17 protein-coding genes are annotated in these 21,605 nt (G+C 65.2%); 11 read left to right on the top strand and 6 right to left on the bottom strand.

Annotated elements, in window-relative coordinates:
- The first annotated feature begins 105 nt into the window (after window positions 1-105).
- From BLU32_RS05220 to BLU32_RS05210, 3 genes are all read left to right on the top strand, one after another.
- Window positions 106-1,779, top strand: a complete 1,674-nt coding sequence (locus BLU32_RS05220; protein WP_157727511.1) for a hypothetical protein — start codon at window positions 106-108, stop codon at window positions 1,777-1,779.
- Window positions 1,780-2,128: 349 nt separating this feature from the next.
- The gene (locus tag BLU32_RS05215) at window positions 2,129-2,359 is read left to right on the top strand and encodes a hypothetical protein (protein ID WP_093805294.1); all 231 of its coding nucleotides are present in this window, start codon (window positions 2,129-2,131) and stop codon (window positions 2,357-2,359) included.
- A gap of 143 nt (window positions 2,360-2,502) precedes the next feature.
- Window positions 2,503-3,684 carry a radical SAM protein gene (locus tag BLU32_RS05210; RefSeq protein WP_197673703.1) on the top strand — a complete coding sequence of 394 codons (1,182 nt, stop codon included), beginning with the start codon at window positions 2,503-2,505 and terminating at the stop codon, window positions 3,682-3,684.
- Between the two features lie 49 nt (window positions 3,685-3,733).
- Here BLU32_RS05210 and BLU32_RS05205 read toward each other — a convergent pair whose 3' ends face one another.
- Together BLU32_RS05205 and BLU32_RS05200 are read right to left on the bottom strand one after the other, a co-directional pair.
- Entirely contained in the window at window positions 3,734-4,927 is a 1,194-nt protein-coding gene (locus BLU32_RS05205) for an acetyl-CoA C-acyltransferase family protein (RefSeq protein WP_093805293.1), read from the bottom strand.
- Window positions 4,928-5,175: 248 nt separating this feature from the next.
- Window positions 5,176-6,675, bottom strand: coding sequence for a CoA-acylating methylmalonate-semialdehyde dehydrogenase (locus BLU32_RS05200; RefSeq protein WP_093805292.1), 1,500 nt, complete (start codon window positions 6,673-6,675; stop codon window positions 5,176-5,178).
- Between the two features lie 183 nt (window positions 6,676-6,858).
- On the opposite strand from BLU32_RS05200, the gene BLU32_RS05195 reads away from it, so the two are divergent.
- Complete coding sequence (locus tag BLU32_RS05195; RefSeq protein ID WP_093805291.1) at window positions 6,859-7,740, top strand: LysR family transcriptional regulator; 882 nt, start codon at window positions 6,859-6,861, stop codon at window positions 7,738-7,740.
- On the opposite strand, the gene BLU32_RS05190 is transcribed toward BLU32_RS05195, so the two are convergent.
- Window positions 7,741-8,868, bottom strand: coding sequence for a Gfo/Idh/MocA family protein (locus BLU32_RS05190; protein ID WP_093805290.1), 1,128 nt, complete (start codon window positions 8,866-8,868; stop codon window positions 7,741-7,743).
- 193 nt (window positions 8,869-9,061) lie between these two features.
- On the opposite strand from BLU32_RS05190, the gene iolG reads away from it, so the two are divergent.
- Entirely contained in the window at window positions 9,062-10,060 is a 999-nt protein-coding gene (iolG, locus tag BLU32_RS05185; RefSeq protein WP_093810627.1) for an inositol 2-dehydrogenase, read from the top strand.
- A 24-nt stretch (window positions 10,061-10,084) separates the two neighbouring features.
- Here the strand turns inward: iolG and BLU32_RS05180 are convergent, their stop codons facing one another.
- Window positions 10,085-10,933 carry a MurR/RpiR family transcriptional regulator gene (locus tag BLU32_RS05180; protein WP_093805289.1) on the bottom strand — a complete coding sequence of 283 codons (849 nt, stop codon included), beginning with the start codon at window positions 10,931-10,933 and terminating at the stop codon, window positions 10,085-10,087.
- A gap of 346 nt (window positions 10,934-11,279) precedes the next feature.
- Here BLU32_RS05180 and BLU32_RS05175 point away from each other — a divergent pair, with 346 nt between their 5' ends.
- The 4 genes from BLU32_RS05175 to BLU32_RS05160 all read left to right on the top strand — a co-directional run bounded on the left by BLU32_RS05175 (window position 11,280) and on the right by BLU32_RS05160 (window position 15,407).
- A complete protein-coding gene (locus BLU32_RS05175) occupies window positions 11,280-12,230 on the top strand; it encodes a sugar ABC transporter substrate-binding protein (protein WP_093805288.1) in 951 nt (316 codons plus the stop codon).
- 118 nt (window positions 12,231-12,348) lie between these two features.
- The gene (locus BLU32_RS05170) at window positions 12,349-13,470 is read left to right on the top strand and encodes an ABC transporter permease (protein WP_093805287.1); all 1,122 of its coding nucleotides are present in this window, start codon (window positions 12,349-12,351) and stop codon (window positions 13,468-13,470) included.
- Window positions 13,471-13,474: 4 nt separating this feature from the next.
- Window positions 13,475-14,266, top strand: a complete 792-nt coding sequence (locus BLU32_RS05165; protein WP_093805286.1) for an ATP-binding cassette domain-containing protein — start codon at window positions 13,475-13,477, stop codon at window positions 14,264-14,266.
- Between the two features lie 220 nt (window positions 14,267-14,486).
- Window positions 14,487-15,407 carry a pirin family protein gene (locus BLU32_RS05160; protein ID WP_093805285.1) on the top strand — a complete coding sequence of 307 codons (921 nt, stop codon included), beginning with the start codon at window positions 14,487-14,489 and terminating at the stop codon, window positions 15,405-15,407.
- Here the strand turns inward: BLU32_RS05160 and BLU32_RS05155 are convergent.
- The gene (locus tag BLU32_RS05155) at window positions 15,385-16,317 is read right to left on the bottom strand and encodes a DUF6030 family protein (protein WP_157727510.1); all 933 of its coding nucleotides are present in this window, start codon (window positions 16,315-16,317) and stop codon (window positions 15,385-15,387) included. The two genes, BLU32_RS05160 and BLU32_RS05155, sit on opposite strands and share 23 nt — an antisense overlap.
- Window positions 16,318-16,444: 127 nt before the next feature.
- On the opposite strand from BLU32_RS05155, the gene BLU32_RS05150 reads away from it, so the two are divergent.
- Together BLU32_RS05150 and BLU32_RS05145 are read left to right on the top strand one after the other, a co-directional pair.
- Complete coding sequence (locus BLU32_RS05150; RefSeq protein WP_093810625.1) at window positions 16,445-17,716, top strand: acetylornithine deacetylase/succinyl-diaminopimelate desuccinylase family protein; 1,272 nt, start codon at window positions 16,445-16,447, stop codon at window positions 17,714-17,716.
- Between the two features lie 28 nt (window positions 17,717-17,744).
- Window positions 17,745-19,244 carry an ABC transporter substrate-binding protein gene (locus BLU32_RS05145; RefSeq protein WP_093810623.1) on the top strand — a complete coding sequence of 500 codons (1,500 nt, stop codon included), beginning with the start codon at window positions 17,745-17,747 and terminating at the stop codon, window positions 19,242-19,244.
- A 499-nt stretch (window positions 19,245-19,743) separates the two neighbouring features.
- Here the strand turns inward: BLU32_RS05145 and BLU32_RS05140 are convergent, their stop codons facing one another.
- Window positions 19,744-21,501, bottom strand: a complete 1,758-nt coding sequence (locus BLU32_RS05140; RefSeq protein ID WP_093810621.1) for a TRAP transporter fused permease subunit — start codon at window positions 21,499-21,501, stop codon at window positions 19,744-19,746.
- Window positions 21,502-21,605: the final 104 nt, after the last annotated feature.

Here is a 21,605-nt window from a genome sequence, read left to right as displayed (position 1 = left end):
GCCTCCCGGTTGACGAAAAAGTCCTTGCAGGGCAGGTAAATAAGGCAAGATGACAGCCCGGCGCCCGAAAGGAACGAAGGATTGGTTGCGGAGAAGTCGAGACAGGTGTTCAGCCCGCGGGACACGACGCTCTTTCCCCTCCGGATCGAGGAGGTCCGGGTCCGTCAGGGCGATACGGTCGAAGCGGGAACAGTGCTGCTGATCCTGAAAACGGCATCAGGCAAGACCCTTGCGATGCGCTCTCCACTCGCCGGCACGGTCACCCAGATCGCCGCCGGGGTGGGCGACAGTCTGGCAAACCCGCGTGCGCTCGTCGTCATCGCAGAAGTCAACGACGGTGTGGTCGACGGCGAATGGGAGGAGGCCGCCGGTCATCCCTCACCCCCGCCCGGCGACGCCGCCGCGGAATCCACGGACCGGGCCGGGCCCGACACCGCATCGGACCTTCCGCCCCGCCGAGACAGTGGGAACAGGCGCGGCCCGTTCATCGGGATCGCCGCCGCCCTCGTCGCACTGGCGCTCGCCTATCCGCTGTTCGGCGAGGATTTGCTGCAGGCGCTGAGCACGACGGGCGCATCGCCTCGCGCGACAACGTCCCGGACATCGTCCGATGCCGCCGCCGCGTCGGCCTCCGCCGGCCCCGCGTCCTACACCGGTCCGCTGTCGGAGGCTGTCATGAGCGCGCGCGACTTCGGGGACCAGCGTCTGGGCTGGATCGACGCGCCGCGCTTCGTCGGGCTCGGCGTCCTGCGCATCGAACGCGGCGACCGGTCGCCTCTGGATTGCGCGGCGGTCGCGGTCTCGGATCGCTTCGCGGCAATCTCCACCATGTGCTATGAGCCGGCCATCGCCGAATACGGCGAACAGGGCGACATGCGGATGTCGTTTCAGGCTCTGCGCCCCATCGTCGCCCGCGACGAACGCGGAGAACGGGGCGAAGTACCCGGTTTTTCGCGGTTGCATCGACTGGATGTGAAGGCCCTGCATGTCTGGCCGGGGTACCTCGGCGACACCGACACGGCCACCATCGCCCTTGCCGAATTCGCGGCCCCCGCGCCAAAGGCGATCGGGCGCTCGGGCTTCTGGCGGATCAGCGAAACCTCGGCACCTCCGGTCCTCGCGTTACACGGAATGTCCTTGAGGACCCCCGACCGGTTCCGCCGAAAGGCGCTGGTCTGCCGATACTGGCTGCCCGAAGACGCCGACGCACCGGACGCGAGACAGTCCCTCCCCCTCAGCGCAGATCCGGCCTGCGGACCCGATACCGGACCGAGATCGGGGCCGATCCGCGCGCCGCACGACAACGGCAAGATGTACTTCGCCGGTTTCTCCACATCGCAGAGGCGGGCGGGCAAGACCATCCGCCACGCCAGAAGCCTTTCGCACGGTGATCTGCAACTGCTGCGCGCTGCAAAAGACGGCACCGACCTGCCGCGCAACCGCATGACGGTGCGGCCCATGAAACGCCTCGACACGCGCGGCCCCGGCATGGGAATCCGGCTGTCGAACCCCTGCAAGGAGAACGCGGAGTTTCGCATGCTGGGCTACAACATGCTCTCCGACAAAAAGAACATGCGGACCTACAGGGTGCGGCCCGGGCCCCTGCCCGGGGTGGAGGCGCTTTTCGATCCGAGTTTCAACAGCGTCGCGGTCAACCAGATCGGTCGCGAGCGCATTTGGGGGACGCAGCGCCAGACTTTCAAGGACCGAAGCTACGAACTCGTTCCGTTCAAGAACAAGACCGGCATGGAAATCCAGGTCACTGCGGTCTGCGGCTGACCTGCGACAGACCGCCGTCACAACCGGTCTGCAAACCGGGCGCATCCCTATCAGGTCGGGCCATAAAGGCATCGACCTGACGCCGACGGCCGCGGGACCAGGTCCGGCCAGAAGCGGGCAAACGCATCCTTGCCACAGGAAGGCGAGTGTATTCCTACGTATTGACCAGTCAAACGCGTATTGCTCACAATTCCAGATGCAAGCTTTTGACATTCCTTTACGTCACCGCCCGGCACGGGCCGGGCCGCGAACGGCTTGCACGTTCCTGCAGGTTGCAACGAGGCCATTCACCAGCTTCGGAGGCATCCGTTAAACGCGGGATCGGACAACCCAACCAGGGAGACAGGATATGGCCAAAGCACCCGACGGAAAAACCCCCGACAAGAAACAGACGGACAGGCTGAAACGCGAGGAAGACCTGCGAAAGGCTATCGGCCAGGGCATTATCGACGGCCTGCTTTCGCCGGTCGGCGTCGTACGGACAAACGGGGACGATTATTACGGACAGTCCAACGGGGACTACACGCAAACAGGCGGCTATCACGATCAGGGCAGCGGCTCCTACAATCAAAGCCCCTGATTTCGGACGCTTGCCGTCGGCTGCGCCCTGCGCATGCCCTTGCGCAAGACAATCGCTTCACGGCCCCGCGAACACCCCGTCTCTTCCCGGACCAACCGGCGTTGCGCGGGCCGTGCCCGTGCTGCCGTCTCAGGGAGGTCAACATGACGCCTCACACTGCGGACCGTCCCTTTGTCGATACGTTGCAGGTGGTCTTCAAGGTCGCCGAACGCTGCAACATCGACTGCGACTATTGTTATTATTTCAACATGGGCGACACGCGCGCTCTCGCGCGCCCGCCGGTCGTCGATCCGGACCGGGCCGAGGCGGTCGGCCAGTGGATTGCGCAGGGCTGCCAAGACCTCGGGATCGAAAAGGTTCTGGTGTCCTTTCACGGCGGCGAACCGATGCTCTTGAAGCCACGTATTTTCGACCGCATCTGCGCATCGCTGCGCGCGGCAATCGAACCGCATGCCTCCCTCGGCTTCGCGATCCAGACCAACGGAACGATCCTTTCGCCCGCCTGGCTCGAGGCCTTTTCCCGGCACCGCGTCCATGTCGGCGTCAGCATCGACGGCGACCGGCTCGCCCATGACCGGCATCGCCTCGACAAACGCGGGCGGTCGACCTTCGCAAAGACGCGCCACAATCTGGAGCGTCTGGTGGCCTGGTCGGCCGGCGAGCGGGGACTCGGTCCCTCGACGATTTCGGTGCTGGACTGGCGCAACGATCTTTGCGGGATCTACCGCGGTTTCCGCGAGATGGGCATTCGCGAGATGAGTTTCCTGCTGCCCGACCGATCACGCGACGACGGGTTCACCGGAGAAGACGAAACCGCAGCTGCCTACGGGCAGCAACTTGCCGACGTCTTCGAGGCGTGGCTCAAGGAAGACGATGCCTCGGTGTTCGTGCGCCAGATCGACCGAACGCTCGCCCGTTTTCGTCTGGGCGGCCCGATGCGCAGCGAGACCGTGCAGATCGTCGTCGTCCAGAGCGACGGAAGCATCGCGCTGAACGATTCCTATATTCCCGCGCTATCCTGGTACCGCAAATTGCCGCAGACATCTGTCGACGACACTCCGCTGCGGGACCATCTGACGCTCGTGCGCGCACTTGAGGCCAAAGCCGGCCTGCACAGGTTGCCAAGCAGATGCGAAGGCTGCGCGTGGGCAAGCCTGTGTCGCGGCGGCGATGTCGAGAACCGGTATTCGCGGGACGGCGGGTTCGACAACCCGTCTGCCTATTGCGAAGGCTATCAGGTGTTCTATGCCCGCGTCCGGGATCTGCTCGTGGCCAACGGCTATCCGCAGGAAGTCTTCGAGACCAGGCTTGAAGGGGCGGCCTGAGACCGGCCCTTCAAGTCCCCGTGTCCACGGCGGGGTCCAGCCTGGCGCCTCACGCCGCGCTCAGGTTCTCCAGGGCGAGCGCGATGCCCTGCCCGCCGCCGATGCACATGGTCACAAGCGCGTAGCGCCCGCCGGTGCGCTCCAGTTCGTACATCGCCTTGACCGTGAGAATGCAACCCGTGGCACCGACCGGGTGACCGAGCGCAATGGCGCCGCCATTCGGGTTGACCCGATTGGAGGGCAGGCCCAGTTCGCGCATCACCGCGCAGGCCTGCGCCGCGAAGGCCTCGTTGGATTCGATCACGTCGAAATCCGCCGCCGTCATGCCGGTCTTCTCGAACAGCTTCTGCACGGCCGGAACGGGACCGATCCCCATGACATCCGGAGATACACCGGCGTGGGCATAGCCGATCAGCCGCGCCATCGGCGTCAGGCCGCGCGCCTCGGCCAGCGACCGCTCGGCCAGAACAACCGCGGCGGCACCATCGTTGATGCCGGACGAATTGCCAGCCGTCACGGAGCCGTCCTTGCGAAACACGGGCCGAAGAGCGCTCAGCGTGGAGGGCGAGGTGTCCGGGCGCGGGTGTTCGTCGGTCGCAAAGGCTACCGTCTCGCGCCCGGCGCGGACCTCGATGGGCAGGATCTGGTCGACGAACCGGCCGTCGCGAATGGCGATCCCGGCCCGTTGCTGGCTGTCGACGGCCAACGCATCCTGTGCCTCGCGGCTGATGGTGTAGCGTTCGGCGACGTTTTCCGCCGTCACGCCCATGTGTCCGCCGCCAAAGGGATCGTTCAGCGCACCGAGCATCATGTCATGCATGGTTGCATCGCCCATCTTCACGCCGAAGCGCGCGCCGGGCGAGGCATAGGGCGCGCGGCTCATGGATTCCGCACCACCTGCAAGCGCATAGTCGGTATCGCCGAGCAGGATCGACTGCGCGGCAGACACAATCGCCTGCGCGCCCGACCCGCAAAGGCGGTTGACCGTCAGCGCCGGCGTCTCGACCGGAATGCCGGCCTCCACGGCGGCAACGCGCGCAAGATACATGTCCCGGGGCTCGGTGTTGATCACATGGCCGAAGACAACGTGGCCGATGTCGGTCGCGGCAACGCGCGAGCGCCGGATCGCCTCGGCGGCGACCTTTGCGCCCAGTTCACTCGGCGGCGCGCTCTTCAACGCGCCCCCAAAACTCCCGATTGCCGTGCGCACACCCGAGACCAGAACAACTTCACGCTGCGTCATCTAACCCTCATGGAAAATCGGCGCCCGCCCCCAACGGGAACCTTGAATTGCCGGCACATTATCGGGAGTTGAGCGGAACAGCAAACCGGAGCCAGACCGCGGCCGTTTTGAGGAAAAACCGGAACGCAGATAGAAAAAGGCCTCCCGGTCGGACCGGGAGGCCTGCGTATTGTCGCGAACCCGGCTGGCGGTCTCGGACCACGGGCTGGCGCCCGCTTACCCTCGATCCGCGTTCGCCCGACCGGGGCTCACTTCATCGTCGGAATGACGAATTCGGCACCGTCCTTGAGGCCAGACGGCCAGCGCGACGTAACCGTCTTGGTGCGCGTGTAGAACTTGAACGCGTCCGGACCGTGTTGGTTGAGATCGCCGAAGCCGGAGCGCTTCCAGCCGCCGAAGGTGTGATAGGCGAGCGGCACGGGGATCGGAACGTTGATGCCGACCATGCCGATGTTGATGCGGCTGGCGAAATCGCGGGCCGTATCGCCGTCACGGGTGTAGATCGCCGTTCCGTTGCCATACTCGTGGCTCATCGGCAGATCGAGCGCCTCGTCATAGTCCTTGGCGCGAACGACCGACAGAACGGGTCCGAAGATCTCGTCCTTGTAGATCGACATGTCCTTGGTGACATTGTCGAACAGGCAGCCGCCCATGAAGTAGCCGTTCTCATAGCCCTGCATGGTAAAGTCGCGGCCGTCGACGGCAAGCGTCGCCCCGTCCTTCACACCCTGCTCCACGAGCCCCAGCACGCGGTCGCGCGCCTGCGCCGTCACCAGCGGACCGAAATCGACATCGTCGCCGGCCGTATAGGGACCGATCTTCAGCGCTTCGACGCGCGGGATCAGCCGCTCCATCAGCGCATTGGCGGCTTCCTCGCCCACCGGAACCGCAACGGAGATCGCCATGCAGCGTTCGCCGGCCGCGCCATAGCCCGCGCCGATCAGCGCGTCGGCAGCCTGGTCCATGTCGGCATCCGGCATGATGATCATGTGGTTCTTGGCACCGCCGAAGCACTGCGCGCGCTTGCCGGTCGCCGTGGCCCGCGAATAGACATAATGGGCGATCGCGGTGGAACCGACGAAGCCGACCGCCATGATGTCCGGATCGTCGAGAATGCCGTCGACAGATTCCTTGTCGCCATTGACGACGTTGAGGATACCCGCCGGCAGGCCGGCCTCGAGCATCAATTCGGCCAGCATGATCGGCACGGACGGATCGCGCTCGGACGGCTTCAGGATGAAGGCGTTGCCGGCGGCAATCGCCGGGCAGAACTTCCACATCGGGATCATTGCCGGGAAGTTGAACGGCGTGATGCCGGCAACGACGCCCAGCGGCTGGCGCATGGAGTACATGTCGATGCCCGGACCGGCACCCTCGGTGAACTCGCCCTTCAGCAGATGCGGCGCGCCGATGCAAAATTCCGCAACCTCAAGACCGCGGATCACGTCACCCTTTGCGTCGGGAAGGGTCTTGCCGTGCTCGCGCGACAGCGCCTCGGCGAGCTTGTCCATGTCGCGGTGCAGGAGAGCGACGAACTTCATGAGCACGCGAGCGCGCCTCTGCGGGTTCTGCGCTGCCCAGGCCGGCTGTGCGGCGGCTGCGTTCTCCACGGCGGCGCGCAGTTCCGACTGCGAGGCCAGCGCGACCCTGGCCTGCACTTCGCCGGTCGCAGGGTTGTAGACGTCGGCGTGACGGCCGGAGGTACCTTCGACGTGCTTGCCGCCGATGAAATGTCCAATTGTCTGCATGGGTCGTTTCTCCCTTTTGGCCAAGCCGCGATTTTCGCGTGTGCGGTCCCCTCGACACTGAGGCGACAAATTTGGCTGACCCTGTATTGCCTTCGTTTTTTGTCGGATGCAATGTGAGGAAAACCGCATCCGTTGTGCAAAAATCGAAATACATACCGCCGAGCGGTCCTGATCGGAGCCTACATGAACTGGGACGATACGCGCATCTTCCTTGCCGTCGCACGCCATGGACAGTTGCTGGCCGCCGCACGGGCCCTCGGGGTCAATCACGCCACGGTCGCCCGCCGGCTCTCGGCCCTCGAGGCGGATCTCAAGGTGAAACTGGTCGACCGACGCACCACCGGATCGGCGCTTACGGAAGCGGGCGAGCGGTTTCTCGCTACCGCCGAGCGGGTCGAAGCGGAAATGCTAGGCGCGCGCACGGAGATCGGCGGTGCGGATGTGGCGGTTTCCGGCACCGTGCGCATCGGCGCACCCGACGGCTTTGGCGTTGCCTTCCTGGCACCACGGCTCGGCGAACTGGCCGACCGGCACCCGGAGCTGACGCTTCAACTCGTGCCGGTGCCGCGCGCGGTCTCACTCTCGCGACGGGAGGCGGATATCGCCATCACCGTGGAGCGGCCAGACCACGGCCGGCTGGTGGCCAAGAAGCTCGTCGACTACACCCTTGGCCTCTACGCCTCAAAGGCCTACCTGGAGCGCGAGGGTCATCCGGAGACGCCGCAGGATCTCAAGCACCATGCGCTGGTCGGCTATGTCGAGGATCTCGTTTATTCCGCAGCCCTTGCCTATGCCGACGAGATCGACCGAAGTTTTCAGCCCCGCTTCGAAATCGCCTCGGCGCTCGGACAGACGGAAGCCGTGCGCTCGGGCGCGGGCATCGGCATCCTGCATGCGTTCATCGCCCGCAATCACGAAGAGCTGGTGCCTGTGCTCGTCGGTCAGGTGATCGATCGCAGCTACTGGCTGGTGCTGCACGAATCCTCGCGCGACCTGCGCCGCGTGCGCGTCGTCGCCGATTTCATCGCGGAACAGGTCGCCAGAGACCGCGCGACCTTTACCTGATCAGCCAACGTCTACCCATCCCCCAACCTCGAAGGACCGCGCCGCGGCATGCACGGCACGCTCGATCTCGAGCCCGTCGGCGAAGGAGACGACGCTCGACGCTTCACCGGCGATGGCGCTCAGAATCTCGCGACATTCGACCACCTTGAGATCGTTGAAGCCGAGCCCGTGTCCCGGTGCCGGAATGAAACGGTCGTAGGGCGGATGCTGCGGCCCGGTCAGGATCCGTGTGAAACCGTGCTCGCGCGCGTCTCCCCCGGCGCGATAAAGTTCGACCTCGTTCATGCGCTCCTGGTCGTAGAGGATCGATCCGTTCGACCCGAAGACCTGAAGCGCGATACGCCCCTTGCGGCCCCAGGCGCAGCGATTGACCTGAAGGCTTGCCTGCATGCCGCCCTCAAGCCGCATAAGCATGTTGGCCATGTCATGGGTCTCGACCGCCCGCATCTCGCCAGCCTCATCGCGACGCAGCGGATACGGCATCGCCATGTCGCAAAAGACGCGGTCGACCCGCCCGAACAGCCGCTGGATCAGCGACAGCGGATGGACAGCAAAATCATCGAGCGCGCCATAGCCGGAAGAGGAGGCATTCTTCCAGAAGAACGGCGTGTCCGGGTCGGCCATGAAATCCTCGTCCATCTCGGCGCGGATCTGGAACGGGGTGCCGATGGCGCCGTCCGAAATCAGTAGGGTGATTTCCCGGAAGGCGGGGTTCTGGATGTAATTGTACCCGAGGATAGCGACGCGGCCGCTCGCCTCCGCCGCCGCGCACATGGCCTGTGCATCAGCAAAATCCGGTGCCATCGGCTTTTCGCACCACACATGCTTGCCGGCTTGCAGCGCGGCAATCGCCATCTCGGGGTGGAACGCGTTCGGCGTGGTGATCGACACGACATCGACAGCCGGATCGGAGACAAGCGCCCGCCAGTCGCTTGTCGAGCGGGCAAAGCCGAACTCTTCCGCCCGCGCGCTTGCATAGGCGTCGGAGGTCTCGCAAAGCATCTCCAGCCTGGGACGCGCGACATCGCCGAACACGGCTCCAACGGCGTTCCAGGCGAGCGCATGGCATTTGCCCATGTACCCGGTTCCAATCAGTCCGACACCCAGTGGCGCGTGCGGCTCAGCCATGAAATCCTCTTTTGTTCCTGTTGAAATGCATGGCCGTCAAACCTCGAACCTGTACGGGGCGCGGTCCCCGTTCGCTCCTTCAGGCGTCCCGGCAATTCGCCGCCATTGGAAACGCGGCAACCTTGCGTGAGTGAAACGTAAATTCTATGGTGCGGTCAATATGGAACATACATTCTCTTCGAAAGGACCAGACGTGCTTTCCATCGCAATCATCGGAGCCGGACGGATCGGGCAGATTCATGCGGCCAACCTCGCGGCCCGTGCGGCCGATCACAAGGACGTCGTGCTCGCAGGTATTTGCGACGCCAGCCCGGAGGCGGCGCAAATGCTTGCCGCGCGGCTCGATGCGCCGGTCATCGACCTCGACGAGGCGCTGGAGGGGAGCGGATCGAACGCCGTTCTCATCGCCTCGCCCACCGATACCCATTCGGATTTCATCGAACGCGCGGCCAAAGCCGGCAAGGCGATCTTCTGCGAAAAGCCGGTCGACCTGTCCGCCGACCGCATCGAGAGCGTGCTGGAAACGGTGACGTCGGCGGGCGTGCCGCTGTTTATCGGGTTCAACCGCCGCTTTGACCCCAATTTCGCCAGCCTGCGGGCGCGCATCGACGACGGCCAGATCGGCGAGGTGGAGCTGGTCACGATCCTGTCGCGCGACCCCTCCCCGCCGCCGGTCTCCTACATCGAACGCTCCGGCGGGTTGTTCCGCGACATGATGATCCATGATTTCGACATGGCGCGTTTTCTGCTCGGCGAGGAGCCGGTCGAGGTGCATGCGGTCGGGTCCAGCCTGGTCGATCCGGCGATCGGCGAAGCCGGCGACGTCGACACCGCAGCCGTCCTGCTGAAAACCGCGAGCGGCAAGATCGCGCAGATCTCGAATTCGCGCCGCGCCACCTATGGCTACGACCAGCGCATCGAGGTCCATGGCCAGAAGGGGTTGCTGCGCGCGGGAAACCAGCTGGAAACCACCGTCGAATTGGCGACGGGTGCGGGCTTCACCGCCGATCCTACACAAAATTTTTTCCTGGAACGCTACGCCGCCGCATACCGGCTGCAACTGGATGCATTTTTGGCGGTCGCCAGAGGCGAGCGCGCGCCCAAGCCGGACGGTCATGACGGTCTGATGGCACAACGGCTCGCGGACGCGGCAACGCAGGCGGCGAAGAGCGGGACGCCGGTTCGTGTCTGACGACGGACGCACACGGCGACGGCGTCAGCCGTCGCCGCCCTCCCGGTCGCGTCGCAATTCGGCGGCCGCCACGCACAGCGCCATGGCAAGGCACAGTGTGCCGGACAGCGAGCGGAACGCGCCGAGGTCGGCCTCGACCACCTCGATCACGGCGCGCGCCGACTGGATCAGGGGCGAAAACGGGGAATCGGTCAGCGCCAGCACCGGCACGCCGCGCTCCGCCGCCGCATTCGCCACATCCACAGTGAGCGAGGTGTAGGGCGTGAAACTCACGGCGATCAGCAGGTCATTCGATCCGGCTGCGCCGACCTGCTCCGGCCCGAGCGAGGCGAGATTGTCCACCAGGACCGCCGGCATGCCGAGCTTGGCGAGCGCATAGGACATATAGGCACTGACGGGAAACGCACGCCGCTGGCCGACCAGATAGATCACTCTTGCATCGGCCATCAGTTTGGCCGCCTCTTCCATCGTGTCGCCGGAAATCGAGTTGCGCAGCCTCAAGAGCGACGCGACCGCCGTATCGACAAAATCGCCGAAAAGCGCATGCGCGTTACGGCTTTCGCCCGACCGCCGCCGCAACGCTTCCAGCCGTTCGTCGTAATCCGGCCAGCGCTCGCGCAGCCTTGCGCGAAAGACATCCTGAAACTCCGAAAATCCCTGGTAGCCGAGCGCTTGCGCAAAGCGAACCAGCGTCGAGGGCTGGACGCCTGCCTGCTCCGCGATCACCGCAACCGTTCCGAAGGTCACGTCGTCGGGACGATCGACTGCGAAGGCCGCGACCTGCGCAAGGCGCTTGGGCATGCCAGGCCGGCGGGCGATCAGAAGCGCACGCAAGCTGTCGTAGTCCCGCGGGGCCTCCTGCACGTCGCTCATTCCGTTTTCCTCTCCTGTCCGCATTTGCCGATGCACAATCGCCGATCTTGGGAAGATGCGCAAAACCGCGCGTCCCGAGCCCCTTCCGGCTCCGGCTGTTTCGGTTTCAGCTTGACACTGCCGTAGCGAAAATGGAATAAAAATTCCATATGCTGTTTTTTGGAATACGGCATTCCGGTGACTTCATATCGGTGGTGAACCTGCAATGTTTGGGAGCTTGCAGGATCACCTGTCCGACGCAGCATTTTGCTGCGCGGACACTGGCCGAACAGAAACGCCGCACAAAAATTTGCCTGAAATCCCGTTCAACGGGATCCCCGCTTCGGGGAAACTGGGAGGAAACAACATGAAACGCTTGTTCACTCGCTTGCTGTCGGCTGCCGCCGTGGTGGGACTGACAGCTGTTGCGCCTGTCGCACCGGCATCGGCTGAAGACATCAATATCATTGTCGTCAGCCACGGCCAGGCATCCGATCCGTTCTGGTCGGTCGTCAAGAACGGTGTGGCACAGGCCGGCACCGACATGGGTGTCACGGTTGACTACCGCGCGCCGGAAACCTTCGACATGGTTGCGATGGCACAGCTCATCGATGCCGCCGTCAATCAGGAGCCGCACGGCCTGATCGTCTCGATTCCGGATGCGGACGCGCTCGGCGATTCCATCCGAAAGGCGGTTTCCGCCGGCATTCCCGTGATTTCCATGAACTCCGGTTCCGACGTTTCGGCGTCTCTGGGCGCTGCGCTTCACGTCGGTCAGGAAGAGTATGACGCCGGCAAGAAGGCCGGCGAGGAACTGGCCGCGATGGGGGGCAAGAAAGGCCTTTGCGTCAACCACGAAGTCGGCAACGTGTCGCTCGACCAGCGTTGCGAAGGGTTCGCCGACGGCTTCGGCGGGTCGGTGACCACACTGCCAACGACCAACGATCCGGGCGAGATCCTCTCGAAGGTCAAGGCGGCCATCGCCTCCGACGGCGACATCGACACCATCATGGCGCTCGGCGCATCGCTCGCCGGCGAGCCGGTCGTACAGGCCGTGAAGGACAGCGGCATGATCAACGACATCAACGTCGCGACCTTCGACCTGTCGGCAAACTTCCTGCAGGCGGTCGCCGACGGAGAAGCGGCCTTCGCCATCGACCAGCAGCAGTATCTGCAGGGCTACCTTCCGGTGGTGTTCCTCGCCAATCACGCCCGCTACGGCCTGATGCCGGGCGGCAACGTACCGTCGGGACCGAACCTGATCACCAAGGACAAGGCAGCCCAGGTCGTCGACCTCTCGGCCAAGGGCATCCGCTGACCGGATGACCGTACGGGGGCGCGGCCATGCGCCGTGCCCCCGCCCGTTTTCGTTTCCGATCGCGGCGCGCCGGCGCGACCTGCAGCCGCCCCGCGACACAGGCTTGCGAGGCCAAGAAATGAGCGATGCAGACGCCGGGCCCGCCACGCCGGCGCAGCCGGACGAACGGCTCAAGCAGACCACCCTGATGACCCGGTTGTTGCGGCGCCCGGAGCTTGGCGCGCTGGCGGGGCTCGTTCTGGTGACCGCGTTTTTCATGGCTGTCGCCAATCCGGCGATGTTCACGCTCGCCGGCGTCATGAACTTCATGGCGCCCGCGGCGCAACTCGGAATTCTGGCGATTGGCGCCGCCCTGCTGATGGTCGGCGGCGAGTTCGATCTCTCGGTCGGCTCGATGGTCGCCTTTGCCGGACTGGCCTTCGGCACCGTCCTCGTCACCTGGGAGATGCCACTGATCGTCGCCATCGTCGCAACGCTGATCTTTGCCGGCGGGATCGGCGCGATGAACGGCCAGATCGTCCTGGGCACCGGCCTGCCCTCCTTTATCGTGACGCTTGCGTTCCTGTTCATCCTGCGCGGACTGACCCTCGTCGGACTAAAATGGGCGACCGACGGCGCCACCCAGCTTCGCGGTGTCAAGGAAGCAGCCGACGGAAGTCCGGTCCTGGAGCTTTTCTCCGGCGAGGCGTTCGAAGGCCTGTTTGCGGTGATGGCCGAAAACGGCTGGATCGACACCTTCCGAAACGGCACGCCCAAGGTCACCGGCATGCCCGTCGAGATTCTCTGGTTCACCGGGATCGCCCTGGTCGCCACCTGGGTCTTGTTGCGGACCAAATTCGGAAACTGGATCTTCGCCGCCGGGGGTGACGCCAATGCGGCCCGCAATTCCGGCGTGCCGGTGCGTCGCGTGAAAACGATCCTCTTCATGACGACCGCGATGTGCGCGGCACTGGTCGCGATCCTCACGGTTCTGGATGCCGGGTCCACTGATGCGCGCCGCGGCTTCCAGAAGGAATTCGAGGCGATCATCGCAGCCGTCATCGGCGGCTGTCTTCTGACCGGCGGCTACGGCTCGGCCATCGGCGCGTTCCTGGGCGCGATCATCTTCGGCATGGTGCTGATCGGCCTGACCTACACCAACATCGACCAGGACTGGTATCTGGTGTTCCTCGGCGGCATGCTGCTGCTCGCGGTCCTGTTCAACAACTTCATCCGAAAGCGGGCGACGGGGGAGCGCTGAGGCCATGACAGCATCATCCACCACTCCGCTCATCGAGGTGCGCGATCTCGTCAAGCACTTCGGCTCCGTCATCGCGCTCGGCGGCGTTTCGATCAAGGTTCATCCGGGCGAGGTCCTGTGCCTGCTCGGCGACAATGGCGCGGGCAAGTCGACGCTGATCAAGACGCTGTCCGGCGTCCATGCGCCGACATCCGGGACGTTTCATGTCGAAAACCGCCCGGTTTCCTTCCAGAGCCCGCGTGCAGCGCTCGATGCCGGAATCGCCACGGTCTATCAGGACCTGGCGATGATCCCGCTGATGTCGATCACCCGCAATTTCTTTATGGGCCGGGAGCCGCTGAAGGGATTTCCGCCCTTCCGCCACATGGACATGGCCCATGCCGACACGGTCACGCGCGAGGAAATGCGTCGCATCGGCATCGACGTGCGCGATCCACAACAGGCGGTGGGCACATTGTCCGGCGGCGAGCGCCAATGCGTCGCCATTGCGCGCGCGGTCTATTTCGGCGCCAAAGTGCTGATCCTGGACGAGCCGACGTCGGCGCTCGGCGTCGCGCAGACGTCCATGGTGCTGAAATACATCAACCAGGTGCGCACCAAGGGGCTGGGGGTGATCTTCATCACCCACAACGTGCGTCATGCCTTCGCGGTCGGAAACCGCTTCACCGTGCTCAACCGCGGCAAGACGCTCGGCACCCACACCAAGGACGAAATCACCATAGACGAACTGCAGAACCTGATGGCCGGCGGCAAGGAACTCCAGGACCTCGGCACGGAGCTCGGCGGCACGGTGTAGACGGCCAGCCCGGGTAAACGGCATACCGGGCCCAAGGCGCGCGGATGTTGTCACTGCGCAGGTGCCATGAACGATATTCGCCGATCTTGCGCCTATTGTTCACGGTCGCGGCACGATCCGTCTTCGGTTCGGAGTCTGGAACGCGCGACGCAATCGGCTATTCTCCTGGCGGAGAGGCGCTCCATCGCGCCTGCACGGACCGCTTGCGGAGGAGATGCCGATGACCTGGATGCCCGATCTCGACCCGACACCCGGCGACGCCACGTCCTGCGACATGATCGACACGATTATCGTGCCGCGCGCCCGCGATCTCGGCGGCTTCGAGGTGCGCCGGGCGCTGCCCTCGCCCAAACGCCAGATGATCGGCCCCTTCATCTTCTTCGACCAGATGGGCCCGGCCGAGTTTCTCCACTCCGGCGGCATCGACGTGCGTCCGCACCCCCATATCGGTCTGGCGACCGTCACCTATCTGTTCGACGGCGAGATCCATCACCGCGACAGCCTGGGCTCCGACCTGCCGATCCGCCCGGGCGACCTCAACTGGATGACGGCCGGCGCCGGCATCGTGCATTCCGAGCGCGAGGACCCGGAACAGAAGATGAAGGCGCGCAAGCTCTTCGGCATCCAGAGCTGGGTGGCCCTGCCCAAACATGTCGAGGAAACCACGCCGGCCTTCGAGCATGTCGGCAAGGCCGACCTGCCTATGCTCACCGATGCAGGCGCAACGGTTCGCGTGATTGCCGGCGAAATCTATGGCGCGCGGTCGCCGGTAAAAACAGCCTCGGAGACGATCTACGCCGACGTCACGCTGGAGGACGGCCGCCGCCTGCCGGTCGATGCCACCCACGAGGAGCGCGCGATCTACACAGTGGACGGCACGGTCGAGATCGCCGGCGACACCTTCGACCAGGGCCAGCTTCTGGTCTTCAAGCCGGGCGACGCCATCACCGTGACGGCGAAAGGACCGGCGCGCTTCCTGATCCTCGGCGGCGAGCCGATGGACGGACCCCGTCACATCTGGTGGAACTTCGTCTCTTCGTCGAAGGAACGCATCGATCAGGCCAAGGAAGACTGGAAACAAATGCGCTTCGACACGGTCCCGGGCGACGCGGAGGAGTTCATTCCGCTGCCTGGCCGCTGACGCCCCGCGTGTCGCGCGTCTGCGAATCCGCGCCGCCGACCGGCCGGTTGCGCTTGCGCTTACTCGCCCTTTCCACCTCCCAGGCGAAGGGCGCGAAGATCTCCGCAGGGGCAACAAGATCGACGACGGGAAACTCGACGATGACATTGACCCGCACGACGCCGGGCAGGTCCCCGGTCAGATCCGGGTCCTCCGGCAGGATGGTGACCGTCATCCCGTATTGCTCGAAACTCGCCGCGCGGTTGTCTAAAACCGCCTGCCGCACACCCTCCGGCCATGGCCAGCCGTAGCGCGCGCCGACCGCCTCCAGCACCCTGACCAAAGAGGCGCGCGCCTGACTCACGGTTTCCGGATTCTCGGCGTTCAGCTTGATGCGCACCGTGTTCAACGAGATCTCGCTCTGGCCGCGCAGGTTGACGAAGAGCGTCGCCCGGCGGCCGTCCGGCGCCGTGCGTCCGAGAACGACAAGCTCGCTCGCGCAGTACCAGAAGCCGGCGACGAAGGGATCCGGTTTCCAGTCGGACATCGGCACGCCGAGTTCCAAGATCGCCGTGCAGAGATCGGCCGGATGGCCGCCGTAAACGCGCTTGAAGACGGCGGGCCGGTCGATCGTGTCGCGCAACAGCCGCGCCCGCGTCCCGTCCGGCAGGCCCGCAAGGGCATCGGCGGGCAGATCCTGCGCGATCTCCTTTGACGGAGGCGGCGCAGGCGCATCGCCCACAATGATCCGGGCTACCGCGACGGCGAGCCCGACCGCCACAAGCACGCCAACGAGCATCAGGACCCGACGGCCCGTCTGGCGTCGATGCAGGCGGAGAAGCGCCTGGCGGCCGCTGTCGTCTTCCGGCGGGATCGCCCCGGCCCCGCCTGACGTCGCGTCTTCGGTCTTGTCCCAAGCCGTCTTCGGCACGTCCCGCCCTTCAATCCGCAAAACGCTGTCTGCCCGCTGGAAAGCCGCCGCGCGGTGGTGCACGATGCGCATGGACACCCGGCGCAAGTTCGTGGTCGCCTGGCTCTGTCCTATCACGGGAGGTCACATGCTGGAGGCGCTTTTTAGGCGCGTCGACGACAAGCGCGACGAGCTTGTGCGGCTGACACAGGACCTGATCCGCATTCCCACCGTCAATCCGCCGGGCGAAGCCTATACGCCCTGCGCGGAGTTCATCGGCAACCGGCTGGCGCGGCGCGGTTTCCAGGTGGTCTACATGCGCGGCGAGGACACCCCCGGCGACAGCGCCCGCTATCCCCGTACAAATGTCGTCGCGCGCATCGAGGGAGGGCGCCCCGGTCCCTGCGTTCACTTCAATTCCCATATCGACGTGGTCGAGACCGGCCACGGCTGGAGCGTCGATCCCTTCGCCGGCATCGTGCGCGACGGCAAGGTTTATGGGCGCGGCGCCTGCGATATGAAGGGCGGGCTCGCCGCCTCCATCATCGCGGTGGAAGCGCTCATCGAGGCGATGCCGGAGTTTCCCGGCGCCATCGAGATCTCCGGCACGGTCGACGAGGAGTCCGGCGGTTACGGCGGGGTCGCCTATCTGGCCTCGAAAGGCCTGTTCTCCAAACCGCGCGTCGATCACGTGATCATTCCCGAACCGCTCAACAAGGACCGCATCTGCCTCGGTCATCGCGGCGTGTGGTGGGCGGAAATCGAGACGCGCGGCTCCATCGCCCATGGTTCCATGCCGTTTTTGGGTGATTGCGCCGTGCGCCACATGGGCGCCGTGCTGGAGCGCTTCGAGCGCGATCTTTACCCGAAGCTTGCCGGAAAACACACCGAAATGCCGGTGGTGCCGGAGGGCGCGCGCTCCTCCACGCTCAACATCAATTCCATGCATGGCGGCCAGCCGGAGGGGTTCGACGGCCTGCCCTCCCCTTGCGTTCCCGACAGTTGCCGCATGGTGATCGACCGGCGCTACCTGATCGAGGAAAGCCTGGAGGAGGTGAAGGGCGAGGTGATGGACATTCTCGACGACCTGGCCCGCACGCGGGACAAATTCGACTACCGGATCCGCGACCTCATGGAGGTGATCCCGACGATGACCGACCGGGAGGCTCCGGTGGTGCGCGCGGTCGCCGACGGCATTCGCGATGTCCTGTCGAAAGCGCCCGACTACGTGATCTCGCCGGGCACCTACGACCAGAAGCACATCGCCCGCATCGGCCATCTGCACGATTGCATCGCCTATGGTCCGGGCATTCTCGACATGGCGCACCGGCCGGACGAATTCGTCGGCATCGACGACATGGTCGACAGCGCCAAGGTGATGGCGCAGGCGACCGTGGCGCTCCTGACAGCCGGGCGCTAGAGTACGGAAGAAAATGGGAGACTTTTTGATGATGGTATTCTTCAACCGGCGCACAGTCCTAGCAGCCAGCCTCATGATCGGCGCGGCCACAGCCTTCGGCCCGGCCCCCGCGCAAGCGGCGCGCACAGACCTGGTGCTCGGCGTACGGCTGGAGCCGCCGCATCTCGACCCGACGGCGGGTGCTGCCGCGGCCATCGACGAAGTGACCTATGCCAACATTTTCGAGGGCCTGACCCGGATCGACAGGAACGGCGCCGTCCAGCCCTGGCTCGCCAGGAGCTGGGAAATCTCCGAGGACGGGCTGGCCTATACGTTTTCGCTGCAGGAGGGCGTGACCTTCCACGACGGCACGGCATTCGATGCCGAGGACGTAAAATTCTCGCTCGATCGCGCCCGCGCCGAAGACAGCACCAACGCGCAGAAACCGCTTTTCGCCGGCATCGAAAGCATCGAGGTCGTCGATCCCGCAACTGTCAGGATAACGCTCGCCAAGCCGAACGGCGGCTTCCTGTTCAACCTCGGCTGGGGCGACGCCGCGATGGTGGCGCCGGAAAGCGCGGAGACCAACAAGACGAAGCCCGTCGGCACCGGTCCGTTCCGCTTCTCCAACTGGGCCCAGGGCGACAACGTCGAGATCGTGCGCAACGATGCCTATTGGGGCGATCCGGTGGCGCTGGAAAAGGCGACCTTCAAGATCATCGCCGATCCGGGCGCAGCACTTGCCTCGCTGCTCGCCGGCGACGTCGACGCCTTCCCGATCTTCCTGGCGCCGGAAAACCTGCCGATGCTGGAGGTCGACCCGCGCTTTACCGTTGCCGTCGGCACGACCGAGGGCGAAACCATTCTGGCAATGAACAACAAGGCCGGACCGCTTGCCGACGTGCGCGTGCGCCGGGCGATCTCGCATGCCATCGACCGCCAGGCGATCATCGACGGGGCGATGTTCGGCATCGGCACGCCGATCGGCACGCATTTCGCGCCGCATCACCCCGCCTATGTCGATCTCACCGACACCTATCCGCTCGATCTCGACAAGGCGAAGGCGCTGCTGGCCGAGGCGGGCTATCCGGACGGTTTCACCGCGACGATCAAGCTGCCGCCCCCGGTCTACGCGCGGCGCGGCGGCGAGCTGATCGCCTCGGATCTGAAGAAGATCGGCGTCGAACTTGAAATCGTGCCGCTGGAATGGGCGCAGTGGTTGTCGGAGGTGTTCAAGGGCAAGGACTTCGACTTCACCATCGTCTCGCACACCGAACCGATGGACATCGGTATCTACGGGCGCAAGGACTATTACTTCCAGTACGACAGCCCCCGTTTCGACGAGACGATGGCAAAACTTGAAATCGCCTCCGATACGAATGAGCGCTATGCGCTGATGGGCGAGGCGCAGAGGATCATCACCGAGGATGCGGTGAACGCCTATCTGTTCCAGCTTGCCAAGGCGGGCGTGTGGGCTTCGGGCCTCAAGGGGCTTTGGGTCAACGCCCCGATCCAGGCGAACGACCTGACGGGCGTTTCCTGGCAGTAGACGGCGCCCGGCCTGCATGACGAGCGATCAGAGAGCGGGGGCGAGAAGCCTCCGCTCCCTTGGTTTGTGCGGCCAGGGACTGCTTCATATCGCGGCAGACGCGGCGTCCGCAGGCCGGACTGACCAGCGGCAACGCGTTCCACATCCGCTAAGGGCGCCAATGGATCCCCGATCAAGTCGGGGATGACGGCTGAGATATGTTGCGACTGTTCCCACCTGCAACGGCTGAAAAGTCATAATAGGCAGCGGGTTCCACCTAGACCGCCCTGTTCTCCATCGTCATCCCCGACTTGATCGGGGATCCAATCCACATTGCAGCGCGCTCGGACGCTGCAATAAGGCTCTGCATCTCCGACCGCACCGCACCCCGCCCCTGCCGAGGGCGCCAATGAGCTCCGGCTCGCGCCGTCCCTTGTCCTAAGTGACGGCGATGCGTTGGTCCGGGGACCGTGCACGACGCGAGATCGGCAAGGTGAGCGTGTCTAAGCGTCACTGCCCCTCACACGAAGAGCAGCAGCCCGCCGCCGGCGACAAGACCGGCGCGCAGCAACGGGTTGAGCGGTGCGATGACGCCGAAGGAAATCGCGCCCAGCCCCGCGCCCGCCTTGAGGGCGGCGAGAAGAGCCGCGGCCGGGGTATCGGCGAGCGCGATCAGCGCCGGATTGGCGATCATTCCGAGCGGCACGAGGTAAAGCCCAAGGCCGAGCGCCATCGCGGCAAGAGCGACCTTCAGCCAGTTCTCCCCGACCATGCCGGCGGCGATGAAGACCGCGCCGCAAACCGGGGGCGTGATGGTCGACAAGAGCGCGTACCAGAAGACGAAGAGATGCGCCTGCAGCGGCGCAAGTCCGAGCGCGATCAGCGCGGGTCCGGCGACCGAGACGCAGATGACATAGGCCGCCGTCGTCGGCACCTCCATGCCGAGCACCAGACAGGCAATCGCGGTCAGAAGCAGCGCCGGCCACAGGTACCCGCCGGAACCGGAGAGAATGAGCGAGGTGATCTTCACGCCGAGCCCGGTCATGCCGAGCACGCCGATGATGATCGAGGCGCACAGGATGATCGCGGCGATCATGCCGATCTGCTTGCCGCCGTTGATGCAGGCCTCTTCCAGCCGATGCAGCGTGCGTTTCCAGTCGAGCGTGAGATTGGCGTCCAGCGCCAGCAGCACCGCCCCGGCGAGAATGGCGAGCGAGGCGGCATACTGCGGCGTCACATTGATGACGAACATGCCCCACAGGAGCACCGTGAAGGGCACCAGAAAAAACGCCGAGGTGATGAGCACGGCGCGGATCGACGGCCGGTCCTCCACGGCCAGCCCCTTGAGCGGATGGCGCAGGGAAAAGGCGTTGATGCCGATCCATACGGCGAAGAAATAGAGGAAAGCCGGAAGCAGTGCCGCCATGACGATGTCGGCATAGGGCGTGCCGGTCAGTTCCACCATGACGAAGGCGCCCGCCCCCATCAGCGGCGGCATGATCTGCCCGCCGGAGGAGGCCACCGCCTCGACCGCGCCGGCGAGCGCGCGCGGATAGCCGAGCCGCGTCATGGCGGGAAGCGTGATCGCGCCGGTGGAGGCGACATTGGCGGAGGCCGAGCCGGAGATCGACCCGAACAGCGCGGAGGAGAGCACCGAGACCTTGGCGGCGCCGCCGCGCAGGCGTCCGGCGGCGGCGGCCGCGACATTCATGAAGCCCTGTCCCGCCTCGCCGGCGTTCAGGATCGCGCCGAAGATCACGAAGATCGCCACCACATTGACCGACACGCCGGTGAGCTTGCCCCAGATGCCGCCCTCGGCAATCGTCAGCGTGCCGAAGAGGCTCGACATCGGCAGGCCGGGATGGCCGAACTCGCCGGGGATCGCCGCGCCCCAGACCGCATAGGCAAGCGCGATGGCCGCAACCAGCGGCAGCGGCCAGCCAATGGCGCGGCGCGCCATCTCCAGCACCACGGCGAGCAATGTCAGCGCCACCGCCATCTGGAACGGGTCGGCGAGGTAGCCGTATTGATCGCCAAGCGCATCAGCCCTGAAAGCGACCCAAAGGCAGGCCGCAATCCCGAGCGCCGCAATCGCCGCACCCGAGGTCCGCTGCGCCGGCGTCTTCGCCATCAGCACCAACACGAAGGGGAGCGCGAGCGCCATGTGCACTGGCCGGCTGACGAGGTTCGGCACCAGGCCCGAGAACACCAGCCCCAGGTGAAACGCGATGGACACCGCGCCGAGCGCCGCCCAGAACAGACGTGCGGAAACGGACATGAGATCAATCCCTGAAAGACGGGCGACGCACCGGCGCTCCGGGCCGGCGCGAAGACGGGGAAGAAGACGCAAACGGCCCGGACAACAAAGCCCGGGCCGTCAAT

Source organism: Stappia sp. ES.058, assembly GCF_900105595.1.
GTDB lineage: Bacteria > Pseudomonadota > Alphaproteobacteria > Rhizobiales > Stappiaceae > Stappia.
Note: the sequence above shows the minus strand (reverse complement) of the source record. Positions and strands in the feature narration are given on the sequence as shown.

What these genes read in the sequence shown, in the direction of transcription:
- BLU32_RS05190 (WP_093805290.1), bottom strand. Translation starts at nt 8,868, where the DNA reads ATGGCTGAGCCGCACGCGCCACTGGGTGTCGGACTGATTGGAACCGGG.
- BLU32_RS05150 (WP_093810625.1), top strand. Translation starts at nt 16,445, where the DNA reads ATGCTGGAGGCGCTTTTTAGGCGCGTCGACGACAAGCGCGACGAGCTT.
- BLU32_RS05165 (WP_093805286.1), top strand. Translation starts at nt 13,475, where the DNA reads ATGACAGCATCATCCACCACTCCGCTCATCGAGGTGCGCGATCTCGTC.
- BLU32_RS05145 (WP_093810623.1), top strand. Translation starts at nt 17,745, where the DNA reads ATGATGGTATTCTTCAACCGGCGCACAGTCCTAGCAGCCAGCCTCATG.
- BLU32_RS05160 (WP_093805285.1), top strand. Translation starts at nt 14,487, where the DNA reads ATGACCTGGATGCCCGATCTCGACCCGACACCCGGCGACGCCACGTCC.
- BLU32_RS05195 (WP_093805291.1), top strand. Translation starts at nt 6,859, where the DNA reads ATGAACTGGGACGATACGCGCATCTTCCTTGCCGTCGCACGCCATGGA.
- BLU32_RS05200 (WP_093805292.1), bottom strand. Translation starts at nt 6,675, where the DNA reads ATGCAGACAATTGGACATTTCATCGGCGGCAAGCACGTCGAAGGTACC.
- BLU32_RS05170 (WP_093805287.1), top strand. Translation starts at nt 12,349, where the DNA reads ATGAGCGATGCAGACGCCGGGCCCGCCACGCCGGCGCAGCCGGACGAA.
- BLU32_RS05205 (WP_093805293.1), bottom strand. Translation starts at nt 4,927, where the DNA reads ATGACGCAGCGTGAAGTTGTTCTGGTCTCGGGTGTGCGCACGGCAATC.
- BLU32_RS05175 (WP_093805288.1), top strand. Translation starts at nt 11,280, where the DNA reads ATGAAACGCTTGTTCACTCGCTTGCTGTCGGCTGCCGCCGTGGTGGGA.
- BLU32_RS05215 (WP_093805294.1), top strand. Translation starts at nt 2,129, where the DNA reads ATGGCCAAAGCACCCGACGGAAAAACCCCCGACAAGAAACAGACGGAC.
- BLU32_RS05180 (WP_093805289.1), bottom strand. Translation starts at nt 10,933, where the DNA reads ATGAGCGACGTGCAGGAGGCCCCGCGGGACTACGACAGCTTGCGTGCG.
- BLU32_RS05210 (WP_197673703.1), top strand. Translation starts at nt 2,503, where the DNA reads ATGACGCCTCACACTGCGGACCGTCCCTTTGTCGATACGTTGCAGGTG.
- BLU32_RS05140 (WP_093810621.1), bottom strand. Translation starts at nt 21,501, where the DNA reads ATGTCCGTTTCCGCACGTCTGTTCTGGGCGGCGCTCGGCGCGGTGTCC.